13 protein-coding genes are annotated in these 12,664 nt (G+C 40.6%); all 13 read left to right on the top strand.

Annotation, left to right across the window (positions count from 1 at the left end):
* Positions 1 to 75: 75 nt before the first annotated feature.
* The 13 genes from NYP54_RS03655 to NYP54_RS03595 all read left to right on the top strand — a co-directional run bounded on the left by NYP54_RS03655 (position 76) and on the right by NYP54_RS03595 (position 12,658).
* The gene (locus tag NYP54_RS03655) at positions 76 to 1,161 is read left to right on the top strand and encodes a 5-(carboxyamino)imidazole ribonucleotide synthase (protein WP_283157206.1); all 1,086 of its coding nucleotides are present in this window, start codon (positions 76 to 78) and stop codon (positions 1,159 to 1,161) included.
* Positions 1,162 to 1,662 carry a peptide-methionine (S)-S-oxide reductase MsrA gene (gene msrA / locus NYP54_RS03650; RefSeq protein WP_283157205.1) on the top strand — a complete coding sequence of 167 codons (501 nt, stop codon included), beginning with the start codon at positions 1,162 to 1,164 and terminating at the stop codon, positions 1,660 to 1,662.
* Positions 1,663 to 1,709: 47 nt separating this feature from the next.
* Positions 1,710 to 2,189, top strand: a complete 480-nt coding sequence (rnhA, locus tag NYP54_RS03645) for a ribonuclease HI (RefSeq protein WP_283157204.1) — start codon at positions 1,710 to 1,712, stop codon at positions 2,187 to 2,189.
* Positions 2,176 to 3,207, top strand: coding sequence for an asparaginase (gene ansA, locus NYP54_RS03640; RefSeq protein ID WP_283157203.1), 1,032 nt, complete (start codon positions 2,176 to 2,178; stop codon positions 3,205 to 3,207). The genes rnhA and ansA overlap by 14 nt, the downstream gene beginning before the upstream one ends.
* Positions 3,204 to 3,908 carry a carbonate dehydratase gene (can, locus tag NYP54_RS03635; protein ID WP_117003289.1) on the top strand — a complete coding sequence of 235 codons (705 nt, stop codon included), beginning with the start codon at positions 3,204 to 3,206 and terminating at the stop codon, positions 3,906 to 3,908. The genes ansA and can overlap by 4 nt, the downstream gene beginning before the upstream one ends.
* Positions 3,908 to 4,618 (top strand): SIMPL domain-containing protein, encoded by a 711-nt coding sequence (locus NYP54_RS03630; protein ID WP_117003290.1) that lies wholly within the window; start codon positions 3,908 to 3,910, stop codon positions 4,616 to 4,618. Before can ends, NYP54_RS03630 begins: the two co-directional genes overlap by 1 nt.
* Before the next feature lie 289 nt (positions 4,619 to 4,907).
* Positions 4,908 to 5,348, top strand: a complete 441-nt coding sequence (locus tag NYP54_RS03625; protein WP_283157202.1) for a DUF29 domain-containing protein — start codon at positions 4,908 to 4,910, stop codon at positions 5,346 to 5,348.
* Positions 5,349 to 5,604: 256 nt separating this feature from the next.
* Positions 5,605 to 6,036, top strand: a complete 432-nt coding sequence (locus NYP54_RS03620) for a DNA polymerase III subunit chi (protein WP_283157201.1) — start codon at positions 5,605 to 5,607, stop codon at positions 6,034 to 6,036.
* Positions 6,037 to 6,297: 261 nt separating this feature from the next.
* Positions 6,298 to 6,687: a succinate dehydrogenase, cytochrome b556 subunit gene (gene sdhC, locus NYP54_RS03615; RefSeq protein WP_283157200.1), complete on the top strand. Its 390-nt coding sequence runs from the start codon at positions 6,298 to 6,300 to the stop codon at positions 6,685 to 6,687.
* Positions 6,675 to 7,016, top strand: a complete 342-nt coding sequence (gene sdhD, locus NYP54_RS03610) for a succinate dehydrogenase, hydrophobic membrane anchor protein (protein WP_117003294.1) — start codon at positions 6,675 to 6,677, stop codon at positions 7,014 to 7,016. The genes sdhC and sdhD overlap by 13 nt, the downstream gene beginning before the upstream one ends.
* Before the next feature lie 12 nt (positions 7,017 to 7,028).
* Positions 7,029 to 8,816, top strand: coding sequence for a succinate dehydrogenase flavoprotein subunit (gene sdhA, locus NYP54_RS03605; RefSeq protein ID WP_283157199.1), 1,788 nt, complete (start codon positions 7,029 to 7,031; stop codon positions 8,814 to 8,816).
* A gap of 10 nt (positions 8,817 to 8,826) precedes the next feature.
* Positions 8,827 to 9,531 (top strand): succinate dehydrogenase iron-sulfur subunit, encoded by a 705-nt coding sequence (locus tag NYP54_RS03600; protein WP_117003296.1) that lies wholly within the window; start codon positions 8,827 to 8,829, stop codon positions 9,529 to 9,531.
* A 274-nt stretch (positions 9,532 to 9,805) separates the two neighbouring features.
* Complete coding sequence (locus tag NYP54_RS03595) at positions 9,806 to 12,658, top strand: 2-oxoglutarate dehydrogenase E1 component (protein ID WP_283157198.1); 2,853 nt, start codon at positions 9,806 to 9,808, stop codon at positions 12,656 to 12,658.
* Positions 12,659 to 12,664 lie beyond the last annotated feature (6 nt).

Here is a 12,664-nt window from a genome sequence, read left to right as displayed (position 1 = left end):
TCAGGCGTCAAGTCCCGCAAGGAGAGAGGTGATTAGGTCATTACTTTGTGGAATAAACTTAGGGTATTAAAAAAAATGAAAATCGCAATATTAGGAAATGGGCAGCTGGCTCAGATGATGATTGAAAGTGCTCGAGATTTAAATGTAAGCATTGATACATATCCTTTGCCAGAGATTGATCGCTATGGTAAGAGCACTCCAGAGGAAATAAATCGTTGGCAGGAGAAGCTTCAGAGCTATGATGTCGTGACTTATGAGATTGAAAATATATCAGTTGACCTGCTGCAGGCAATATCACAAAAAACACGTGTCTTTCCAGCGATTGAAGCCTTAAGTGTTGCGCAAGATCGGCTATTGGAGAAAGACAACTTTAAACAACTTGATATTCATACTAATGATTATATGGCGGTAGATTCTTTCGCTGAACTTCAAAAGGCTGCCAAGTTATTAAGCTTACCATTTATTATTAAGACCAGACGCTTTGGCTATGATGGCAAGGGGCAGTATGTTATTAAAACGCCAGAGTGTTTAGAAAAAGCGTGGGAAGTTTTGGGAGATCATCCCCTAATTGCGGAGAGTTTCGTGCCATTTGATTATGAAGTCTCACAAATTGCGTCACGCGATCAGTTTGGGCATATTGCCTTTTATCCTTTGGTTAGAAATGAGCATCGCGATGGCATTTTACGCGAAACACATGTTTTGATGGAGAAAAATGAACTAAGTATTGACGCGCAAGAAGCAGTGAAGCGTTTGCTTGAGCACTTTAATTATGTCGGCACATTTGCGGTTGAGTTTTTTGTGAAAAATAATCAGCTTTTTGCCAATGAAATGGCGCCACGCGTGCATAATTCAGGACACTGGTCAATCAATGGTGCTAATGTCAGCCAGTTTGAAAGCCATATGCGGGCGATCAGTGGTGAAAATGTTGTGGTTATAAAAACATTAGCGCAACATATATTAATGATTAATCTCATTGCTGAAGATGTGCCAGATATACAGCTACCTGTTAATAGCCATGCTAAAAGTTATGGCAAGAGCTTAAGAGCAGGACGCAAGATGGGGCACATTAATATTGTCGATAATGAGCTAGAAACATTTATCAATAGTGTTAATATGATCTATCAAAATATTAAAGCAAAACCGTGCTTGGAGGAGTTTTAAGTGTCAGATCAGCTAGATGTTGCTTATTTTGCAGCAGGGTGCTTTTGGGGTGTTGAGCATTACTTTGCCAAAGAAAAAGGCGTGGTCAAAACGGCAGTTGGCTATATGGCGGGCAAAACGCTGAATCCTACTTATCATAACGTGAAAACAGGGCAAACTGAGCATTTGGAAGTCGTTAAAGTTGAGTATGATTGCAAGTTTGTGAGTTATGAAACCTTAGTGAAACTCTTTTTTGAAATTCATGATCCAACACAGCAAGATGGTCAAGGTATTGATATTGGTTCGCAATATTTAAGTGCTATTTTATATACCAATGGCACGGAAAAAATGACTTGCCAACAAGTAATTGATTGCCTTGAAGCACAAGGTTTAACGATTGCAACACAATTAATTGATGCCAATCTCCACCCATTTTGGTTGGCTGAAGACTACCATCAACAATATTTTAATGAACACGCGCACTTGCATGTCTGTCATCGACGTGTGAAACGATTTGATTAGGCTAGTAAAAAAGTGTAAGTGCTAAAAAAGAAGATACAAATAAATAGATGAATACTCAAACAAACAACGAAGTAAATAAATTAAAAAAAATTGTCATTTATACCGACGGTGCGTGCAAAGGCAATCCTGGGCGCGGTGGTTGGGGGGCGATTTTGCAATACAAAGCCAAAACCAAAGAGATTTATGGCGGTGAAGATAATACTACCAATAACCGCATGGAGTTATTGGCAGCAATTAAGGCATTACAGCTATTAAAAGAGAGGTGTGATGTCGAGCTTTACACTGATTCCAAATATGTGCAGCAAGGTGTTAATGAATGGCTTGATGGCTGGATACAACGCGGCTGGAAAACGGCAAATAAGCAAGCGGTAAAGAATCAGGACTTATGGCAGATGCTTGATCAGTTGCGTCATAAACATCAGGTCAAATGGTGTTGGGTTAAAGGGCATAACGGTCACCCATTAAATGAGCGTGCCGATGAGTTAGCCAATAAAGGGGTAGTGCACAGTGAACATGAAATCCATTAAAGATAAAAGGATCTATGTAATCTATACCGGTGGCACGATTGGCATGGTCAAAACCGACAAAGGTTATGCACCAAAGCAAGGCTATTTGTTGGATAAAATTAAAACGATCAAAGATTTTTATCATAATGATGTGCCCGATTTTAAGATCAATGAATATCCACAATTAATCGATTCGGCAAATATCAAACCAGAGGATTGGATCACCATCGCATTGGATATTGTTGATCATTATGAGCAATATGATGGCTTTGTGGTGTTGCATGGCACAGATACCTTGGCATATACCGCATCGAGTTTGTCATTTATGTTGAAGAACTTAAACAAGCCAGTGATCTGCACAGGCTCACAAATTCCGATTTCTGAGCTAAGATCAGATGCCTCGGATAATATATTGCATAGTTTGATTTTGGCGGCGGATGAGCGTATTGCTGAGGTTTGTGTGTATTTTAATAAGCAGCTATTGCGAGGTAATCGCTCGGTTAAGGTTAATGCCTCGGGTATGGATGCATTTAACTCACCTAATTATCCGCCATTAGGGCAAGTGGGTATTGATATTGAGTTAAATGAAGCCTATCTGTATCCGTGTGATCATAATGAGCCCGCTGAGATTGAGTTTAAAACTCTAGGCGTGCCTAAGATTGCAGTGTTATCAATTTTCCCAGGCATGGATGCAAATATCCTAAAAAAAGTATTACAGCCACCGTTGCAAGGATTGATTTTAAAGACCTATGGTGCAGGTAATATCATGAACTCGCCTGAGATTCTGCATGAGCTTATCGCGGCATGTCAGCGAGGCGTGATTATCATTAACTGCACACAATGTGTAAAGGGCAGTGTCAAAATGGGGGCATATGAGGCAGGTGTAGGTCTTGTTAATGCTGGTGTCATCTCAGGACATGATATGACCGATGAGGCAGCGTTGACAAAATTATTTTATCTTTTGAGTATTCCGGGGTTAACACAAGAAGAAGTGAAATTAGCACTACATAAAGATTTGCGAGGAGAAATAACGCTATGAAATATTTAACGAAGTTGATGGAGCAAAACCGTCAATGGGTTGAAGATACAAATAAAGAAAAGCCCGGCTTCTTTGAAAATTTATCAAAGCAGCAGAATCCAGAGTATTTGTGGATTGGCTGCTCGGATAGTCGTGTGCCAGCAAATCAAATCTTGGGGTTGTTACCAGGTGACATTTTTGTGCATCGCAATGTGGCTAATGTTGTCGTTCATTCTGATTTGAATTTTTTATCGGTATTGCAATATGCGGTAGATGTATTGAAGGTCAAGCATATCCTTGTTTGTGGGCATTATGGTTGTGGTGGTATTAAAGCAGCTACATTAAATGAATCACATGGATTGATTGATAACTGGTTAAGGCATGTTCAGGATGTGCATTATAAGCATAAGGAGTTATTAAAACCTTTTGACCATGGTGAATGTGAGGCTTTAGCACAAGGGATCGATTGCAAAGAGCAAAAGCATGCGGTTATGTGTGAGCTTAATGTGGTTGAGCAGGTCATTAACGTTGCCAAAACCACAGTGATCCAAGATGCGTGGCAGCGAGGGCAAAAAGTGATGGTTCATGCTTGTGTTTATGCACTATCGAATGGATTGTTGCAGCAGATTGCTTTTGGTGTGGCAGATAATGATGAAATTGAAGATTTTTATGATAAGGCGCTAACGAGTATTCAGCGTAATTTATATAAGGCGAAAATGTGATGACTGAGCAAAAGTGTATTGATAAAGCAAAGTTTTTTGGCTACTTAAGTATTGGTGTTGGTATGGCGTTAGCTGGTGGTTTTATATCGTATGGGATTTTGAACTTTCATGCATTTAATCGCTATGTTGCGGTTAAAGGTTTGGCAGAGCAAACGGTTAAGGCGGATAAAGCGATTTGGAGTATCAGTTATACTGTTAATGCCAATAGCTTAAAAGAAGTCTATCAAAAGGTTGATCAAGACCAGTTAGCGGTGAAAAACTTTATAAGTCAAGCAGGTGTAGATGTTAAAGCATTGCAATATGGCAGTATTTCGCTAAATCAAAATTCACACAGCAAAGATCAGGTTAATACCTCAAATTACAGTGCTTATGGCAGTATGACGATCACGACAGATAAAGTGGATTTAGTGCAAGGTTTGGCACAAAAAACCAGTGATTTGGTCGCCAAAGGTGTTGTTGTTAGTAGTAGCAATGTCGCCTATAAATATACAGGGCTTAATAGCATCAAACCAAAGATGCTCGAAGATGCCACGCAAAATGCACAAACCGCGGCATTACAATTTGCTAAAAATGCGCAAACTGCTTTAGGTAGTATTCGTCAAGCATCACAAGGTGCCTTTACGATTAGTAATCAAGATGCCTCTTATGGGGATGGTGACCCATATAAACTGGTGCGTGTTGTGGTAAGTTCAGAGTATTTTTTGAAATAAAATAGTGTGTATATTATTCAATGGTTGGCTGAGCGTAAGTCGAAGCCATTATGAGCAATATATTTCTAAACGTACCGACTTCGACTGATGCTCAGTGCACCGCTTTGACTGACGCTCAGGGTGCGATAAGCGCTTCTGCGCGAATATTTAACCGTAGAAAATAAAGGAGTGCTAACTTGCTTCTCCTTCTGTAAACTGACATGTGGATAATGATTGGCTATTAACCATTGTTTCTGCTAGCATTTTTATGCTGCGTATTAATATTTAACCTAAGTTTGGAGTTATCAATATGGCAAAGACACTTTATGAAAGAGATTTTTATGCTTGGACGATTCAGACTGTTCAAGCGTTAAGAGCTAAAGCATTTAATAAAGTTGATATTGAGCACTTAACAGAGGAGTTGGAAAGTATGGGTGCAAGTCAAAAGCACGCATTAAAAAGTAGGCTGCGTGTTCTTTTAATGCATTTGCTTAAGTGGCAATATCAACCTTCGTATAGAAGTAGAAGTTGGGAAAATACAATTATTGCGCAAAGGGATGATTTAAAGGATCTCATACAGGATAACCCTAGCTTGAAAAGTAAAATTGATGAAACGCTCCCTAAATCTTATAAGTTAGCATTATTGGATTTTGAAAATGAAACGGGCATTGATCCTAAAAAAGCCGAAGTGCCGGAGGTTTGTCGTTATGGTTTTGATCAGGTATTAGATGATGCATTTTATCCTGAATAATTTTAGTGGCTATATAAGTGTCTACGCAAATATTATCAGGTGTTTTTTTAGATTCTCGGATCAAGTCCGAGAATGACCACGAGTTGTCATATTCTGGCTTGACCCGAATATCCGTTATTACCAGAGAACTATTGTTTAGATGCTTACTATGTAAGCGTTGGCTGAGCTTAAGTCCAAGCCATTATAAGCATATATTTTTAAACATACCCACTTCGACTGATGCTCAGGGTGCAATAAATGCTAAGGGTTGATTTTTTTGAATATTGATTTTTTTATATTGCCCAGTCAAGAGGATGAGCAATTTTATCAGTTTGTGAGCACACAGGTTAAATCCTATTATGCAGCAGGGAAAACTATTGTGATCTATGCAGAGGATCTATTGTGTAAGGAGCTAGATGCTAGATTGTGGTTTAATGGTGAGGATGATTTTTTACCACATGCTTATATGACTGAGGTGTCACCAGATTATGCAAAGCTACCTGTGGTGCTTGTGAGTGAGGCAGCGTCTCTTGTCGGTTTTAACAAAGACATATTGATTGATCTAACATTGAGTAACATGCCAGTTCATAGTGAAGTGAAGCATTTGGTGAAAATTGTTGATCAAGAGCCTTCAGGACTACGGGCTTCAAGGCGCTATTATAAGGCGTTACAGCAACAAGGTTTTACCATTAATGTGTATAAGATATAAAAGGCATTAGATATCAAGGAGGTGATACTCTTTTGGTAAGTGACAATGATGGTAAACCTTCTGAATTTTACCAAGTTGAAATATATTAAATAATTTGATCTTAAAAAATACTTCAATGCTTACATTTAAACCTTGTTTTTGTCAGGCTTAGATTAATTCTGATTGCTTGCTTCTTCACGGTAGCACTTCAATTTATTTGTGCTAGAATACGCAAGATTTTGTGTTTAACACGTTAATTTTCTTGATAAGCAGGAGAAAGCAATGAAACATCAAGGACCACGAAATATAGGGCTTGGCTCAATAAAGTCCTATTCGTTCCCTATTACGGCAATAAGCTCGATTATTCACCGGATCACCGGTGTGTTAATGGTTGTGTTATTGCCGTTTTTAATATGGGGTTTTAGTTTGTCAATGCGCTGTGGTGGCGACTTTTATTATGTACAGGATTTGTTAATCCATTCACCATGGAGTGTTGTCGCTTGGATCTTTATATCAGCGGTGTCATATCATGTAATCGCGGGTATTCGCCACTTGATTATGGATTTAGGATTTGGTGAAGAAATGTGTGTGGCTCGAGCTTCTTCAATCGCTGTTTTAGTGTTAGGTGTATTAGTAACAATTTTCTGGGGGCTTTGGCTATGGGTAATGTAACTTCATGCACACGTTCAGGTCTGAAAGACTGGTTTTTGCAACGTGTTACCGCAATCATTATTATGTTATATGCAATCTTTGTCGTGATTGTTGTCTTAACACTATCCGGTGATGGTTCATATCATACATGGCTTGCGATTTTCCAAAACACGTGGGTAAAAATATTTACAATTTTAGCGTTTTTGTCATTAATGGCGCATGCGTGGATTGGTATGTGGACGATTTTTACTGATTATGTGACGTGCGCATGCATTCGCGGATTCTTGCAAGTAGCTGCAATTGTTGGTTATCTTGCGTGTTTTATTTGGCTTATTTGTATTTTATTTTAAGGGGTATTGATAATGAAAATTGCAGTACAACAATTTGATGCAATCGTTGTTGGTGCCGGTGGCGCTGGAATGCAGGCAGCATTTCAATTAGCTCAATCTGGGTTTAAAACCGCAGCGATTTCAAAAGTTTTTCCAACGCGCTCGCATACGGTGTCAGCACAAGGCGGAATTGCCGCGGCATTAGGTAATGTTGAATATGATGATGGTCTCCCATCGGATGATTGGAAATGGCATACCTATGATACGGTTAAAGGTTCTGATTATATCGGTGATCAAGAAGCAATTGAGTTTATGTGTGAGAATGCACCACAAGCAATTATTGAGCTTGAGCATATGGGTATGCCGTTCTCACGTTTAGAAAACGGCAAAATTTACCAACGTGCTTTTGGTGGGATGTCACGCAATTATGATGTGGGCAATATTGCCAAAAGAACATGTGCAGCCTCTGATAGAACAGGGCATGCGTTATTGCACACGCTTTATCAAGGTAATTTAAAGCATGAAACTAAATTTTTTAACGAGTGGTATGCGCTTGATTTAGTGAAATCTTCAGAACACGCAATTGCTGGTGTGTTGGCGATGAATATGGAGACCGGTGAAATCGTGTTCTTCCAGTCAAAAGTAACGATCCTAGCCACAGGTGGCGCGGGACGTATTTACGAATCAAGCACTAATGCGCATATCAATACCGGTGATGGTGTCGGTATGGCGTTAAGAGCTGGCATTCCATTACAAGATATGGAGTTCTGGCAATTCCACCCAACAGGTATCGCGGGTGCCGGGGTGTTAGTAACCGAGGGTTGCCGTGGTGAAGGTGGAATTCTACGTAATAAAAATGGTGAGCGCTTTATGGAGCGTTATGCGCCAAATGCCAAAGATTTGGCATCGCGTGACGTAGTATCACGTGCATCACAACAAGAAATCAATGAAGGCAGAGGACTTAAGTTTGCTGGCGTTGACTGTGTTCACTTAGATTTAACGCATTTAGATGAAAGTGTGATTAAAGAGCGTCTGCCAGGCATTCGTGAGTTGGCAATGACTTTTGCAGGTGTTGATCCATTAAAAGCGCCAATTCCTGTAGTGCCAACTTGTCATTATATGATGGGGGGCATTCCTACTAATAAACATGGTCAAGCATTAACACAAAATGCCAATGGCGAAGATGTGATTATCGATGGCTTATATGCTGTTGGTGAGTGTGCTAGCGTTTCTGTGCATGGTGCGAATCGTTTAGGTTCTAACTCATTACTGGATTTGGTGGTATTTGGTCGTGCTGCAGGTATGCATGCAGAAGAAGCATTGCGTGCTGGTATGCAGCAACGTGATGTAACCGATGAAGCATTAGATCAAGCGATGGTGCGTTATAACCGTTGGGAAAATAACAAAGGTGGTGAAGGCGTTGCTGAACTGCGTGCTGAGCTGCAAAAAGCAATGCAGGTTGATTTCTCAGTATTTAGAACAGAACAACAAATGCAAGATGGTTTAGAGCGCTTAAAATCATTGCGTGAGCGCGTGCAAAAAGCATCGTTGGCAGATCACACACACGTATTTAATACCGCAAGAATCGAAGCGCTTGAGCTTGATAATCTCATGGAAACGGCGATGGCAACGGCTGTTCTTGCATTGACACGTAAAGAGTCGCGTGGTGCGCATTCACGTGAAGATTATCCTGAGCGTGATGATGAGAATTGGTTGAAGCATACGCTTTATTTCCTAGAAGGAGATCGTCCATCAACGCGTGATGTGAATATGAAACCATTAAAATTAGAACCATTCCAACCAAAAGTAAGAAGCTACTAAGGAGATAACGGTGGAAGTTAAATTTAAAGTTTATCGCTATAATCCTGAAGTCGATAAAAAGCCTTACTACAAAGACTACACAGTGACGGTTGAAAATGAGGGCACAAAAGTGCTAACGGCGATTGAGCTCATTAAGCAACAAGATCCAACATTGGCTGTGCGTCGCTCATGTCGTGAGGGCGTTTGTGGTTCAGATGGTATGAATATCAATGGCAAAAACCGTTTAGCGTGTATTACCTCTATTGGTGAGGTATCACAACCGATTAAGCTGCAACCTTTACCAGGCTTGCCAGTGATTCGTGATCTGGTGGTTGATATGAACCAGTTTTACAAAAACTATGAGAAAGTTAAGCCGTATCTGATCCCTGCAGAGGGTGATATGCCAGTCAAAGAGCGTCTACAATCGCCAGAAGATCGTGCGAAGCTTGATGGTTTATACGAGTGCATCTTATGTGCATGTTGTACGACGTCATGTCCATCATTTTGGTGGAATCCAGATAAATTCATTGGACCATCAGGTTTACTACAAGCTTATCGTTTTGTGATTGATTCACGTGATGGTGCAACACAAGAGCGTCTGGATGCATTGCAAGATCCGTTTAGTGTCTTTAGATGTCGCACAATTATGAATTGTGTGAGTGTTTGTCCAAAAGGACTCAACCCAACCAAAGCGATCGGCAAACTCAGATCGATGATGTTAAAAAATAACGTGTAGCTAAGAAAATCAAGCGCTGGAGATCCAGTGCTTTTTTGTTTGAACTGAAGTTACACACTTTAGAAAAACTATGACTTTATAAACACCCCGTCAGCCTATGACTGCCACCCCTCTTGCAAAGAGGGGAATTAGGCAACAGTAATTTTATATTCCCCTCTTTGCAAGAGGGGTGCCGAGCTTGCGAGGCGGGGTGTTGATATAGAAAAAGTGCGTAATTCCAATTTGAACTAGTGAAAAAGTAAAAAACTAAAAAAAAAGTAAAAGAGTAGAAACTATGAGTGAAACCCAAGAATCAATGTCTTCATGGTGGCAGTCTTCGCAACTATCCGGTAGTAGTAGCGCATACTTGGATGCTATTTATGAGGATTATTTACAAGACCCTAATTCGATAGATAGTAGTTGGCGCCAGTATTTTGATGCGATTCGTGACAATAAACATGAAGTCTCGCATGCGCAAGTTCGTGAAGACTTTGTTGCTTTAAGTAAAAATCCATTTCGCTTTGCGCTGAAAACGCCAGAGGGGATGGTTGTTGACTCAGGGAATTACCCTGATGGTGGCGATAAAGTCTCAGCGGTGATGGATCTTGTTTATATGTATCGCAGCATTGGTCACAAGGTTTCGCATTTAGATCCACTGAATATCAAAAAGCCTGAAGAAACCCCTGAGCTTGAGCTTGATTTTCATGGGCTTAATGACACCAACTTAAATGAAAAATTTAATGTTGGTGTATTTTCTGATTATCAAGCATTACCACTAAAAGAAATCATTGCTAAATTGCAGCATGTTTATACTGGCAGTATTGGTTATGAATTTATGCACTTAAACAATATGGCTGAGAAGTTATGGTTTAGGCAGCGTGTTGAAAAGCAGATTCCTAATTTATCAGCTGAGCGCAAAACGTGGTTGCTAGATCGTCTAACAGCTGCTGAAGGGTTAGAGAAATACCTTGGCATGAAATACGTCGGTCAAAAGCGCTTCTCATTAGAAGGTGGCGAGTCGATGATTCCAGCTCTTAATGAGATGATCAATAAAGCCGGCGAGGTTGCCGTTGAAGAGATTGGTCTTGGTATGGCACATCGCGGACGTTTAAATGTGCTTGTCAATATTATGGGTAAATCACCTGAGAATTTATTTAAAGAATTTGAGGGCTCACAGGATAAGAAGTTCTTATCAGGAGATGTCAAATATCACATGGGCTTTGCTTCTTGGCATAAGACCCCGAAAGAGGAAGTGCGCTTAGCGCTAGCATTTAACCCATCACATTTAGAGACTGTTGATCCAGTTGTTGAGGGTGCAGTTAGAGCCAAACAGGAATGTTTTGGGGATGATAATCCACATGGTAAGGTGGTGCCGATTTTAATTCATGGTGATTCTGCATTTTGCGGTCAAGGTGTGGTGATGGAAACCTTTGCCTTATCACAAACCAGATACTATGGTACAGGTGGTACGATTCATATCGTGATTAATAACCAAGTGGGTTTCACCACGGATAAGATACAAGATAATAGAAGCAGCTTATACTGTACTGATATTGCCAAAGTGGTTGAAGCGCCTGTTTTACATGTCAATGGTGATGACCCTGAAGCAGTACTGCGTGTTGCGGGTCTTGCGATGGATTATCGCATGATGTTTGGCAAGGATATCGTCATTGACTTAGTGTGCTATCGTCGTCATGGACATAATGAAGCGGATGAGCCTTCAGGCACACAGCCATTGATGTATAGCATTATTAAGAAACTCCCAACAACACGTTCCATTTATGCAGATAAACTTGAAAGTGAAGGTGTTGTGTCAAAAGCGCAAGCTGATCAAATGGCAAAAGCATATCGTGATCGTTTACAAAAAGGCGAAGTAGTTGCCGATATTATTACTGGTAAGCATGATCGCCATAGTAAGTGTGTCGCTGATTGGCGCCCATATGTTAATCAAAAATGGGATCAAGCAGTCGATACGCGCATTGATAAAGCGCAATTGCTGAAATTGGCTCAAAGCTTAAATGATTTACCCACTGATTTGACGTTGCAACCCCAAGTTAAAAAGGCAATTGATGACCGCATTAAAATGGCTGCCGGTGAAATCCCTGGAAACTGGGGCTTTGCTGAGAATTTAGCTTATGCCACGCTATTAGCAAATGGCTATAACATTCGTTTATCAGGTGAAGATTCAGGACGAGGCACATTCTCGCATCGCCATGCAGTGTTACATAACTATGATTACAGTAAAACAGAATTGCCAGATTATACGCCATTACAACATATTAATGACAAGGCGCAATGTCATATCATTGACTCGGTGTTATCAGAGTATGCCGTGCTTGGGTTTGATTATGGTTATAGCTGTTCGGCACCTAAAACATTGACCTTATGGGAAGCGCAGTTTGGTGATTTTGCCAATACTGCACAAGTCGTCATTGATCAGTTTATTGCAGCTGCAGAAGAGAAATGGGGTATTTTATCAGGTCTGGTGATGCTTTTGCCGCATGGTCAAGAAGGGCAAGGGGCTGAACATTCATCTGCAAGATTAGAGCGTTTCTTACAACTATGCGCGCATGATAATATGCAGGTATGTGTGCCAACGACACCTGCGCAAATGTTCCATATGTTGCGTCGTCAGATGTTGCGCCCATATCGCAAGCCATTGATTGTGATGTCGCCTAAGAGTTTGTTGCGTCACCCAATGGTGCATTCAACACTCGATGAATTAGCCGATGGTCAATTCTATAACGTTATTGCTGAAGTTGAAGATATCAAGCCGCAATCGGTATCACGTGTGATTTTATGCTCAGGTAAGGTCTATTATGATTTGCTTGCCGAGCGTAGTGAGAAAGAAGTCAAAGATATTGCGATTGTGCGTGTTGAGCAGCTTTATCCATTCCCGCAAGCGGATCTTGATAAAGTGTTAGCACCTTATGAAGCGGTTAATGATATCGTATGGGTACAAGAAGAGCCTGAAAACCAAGGGGCTTGGTGGATGATTCAGCACGAATTGCGTAAAGTATTGCGTAAAGACCAGAATTTATCTTATGTTGGCAGAAAAGCAGCGGCAGCACCTGCGGTAGGCTATCCGTCATTATTTCATGCGCAACAGAGTGAGTTAGTTGCTAAAGCATTGAAGTTAGATAAATAGATCCGC

The organism is Cysteiniphilum sp. QT6929, assembly GCF_030035755.1.
Classification (GTDB): Bacteria; Pseudomonadota; Gammaproteobacteria; order Francisellales; family Francisellaceae; genus Caedibacter; species Caedibacter litoralis.
This window is presented reverse-complemented; position numbering and strand designations above follow the sequence as displayed.

What these genes read in the sequence shown, in the direction of transcription:
- NYP54_RS03655 (WP_283157206.1), top strand. Translation starts at nt 76, where the DNA reads ATGAAAATCGCAATATTAGGAAATGGGCAGCTGGCTCAGATGATGATT.
- rnhA (WP_283157204.1), top strand. Translation starts at nt 1,710, where the DNA reads ATGAATACTCAAACAAACAACGAAGTAAATAAATTAAAAAAAATTGTC.
- ansA (WP_283157203.1), top strand. Translation starts at nt 2,176, where the DNA reads ATGAAATCCATTAAAGATAAAAGGATCTATGTAATCTATACCGGTGGC.
- can (WP_117003289.1), top strand. Translation starts at nt 3,204, where the DNA reads ATGAAATATTTAACGAAGTTGATGGAGCAAAACCGTCAATGGGTTGAA.
- NYP54_RS03630 (WP_117003290.1), top strand. Translation starts at nt 3,908, where the DNA reads ATGACTGAGCAAAAGTGTATTGATAAAGCAAAGTTTTTTGGCTACTTA.
- NYP54_RS03625 (WP_283157202.1), top strand. Translation starts at nt 4,908, where the DNA reads ATGGCAAAGACACTTTATGAAAGAGATTTTTATGCTTGGACGATTCAG.
- sdhC (WP_283157200.1), top strand. Translation starts at nt 6,298, where the DNA reads ATGAAACATCAAGGACCACGAAATATAGGGCTTGGCTCAATAAAGTCC.
- sdhD (WP_117003294.1), top strand. Translation starts at nt 6,675, where the DNA reads ATGGGTAATGTAACTTCATGCACACGTTCAGGTCTGAAAGACTGGTTT.
- sdhA (WP_283157199.1), top strand. Translation starts at nt 7,029, where the DNA reads ATGAAAATTGCAGTACAACAATTTGATGCAATCGTTGTTGGTGCCGGT.
- NYP54_RS03595 (WP_283157198.1), top strand. Translation starts at nt 9,806, where the DNA reads ATGAGTGAAACCCAAGAATCAATGTCTTCATGGTGGCAGTCTTCGCAA.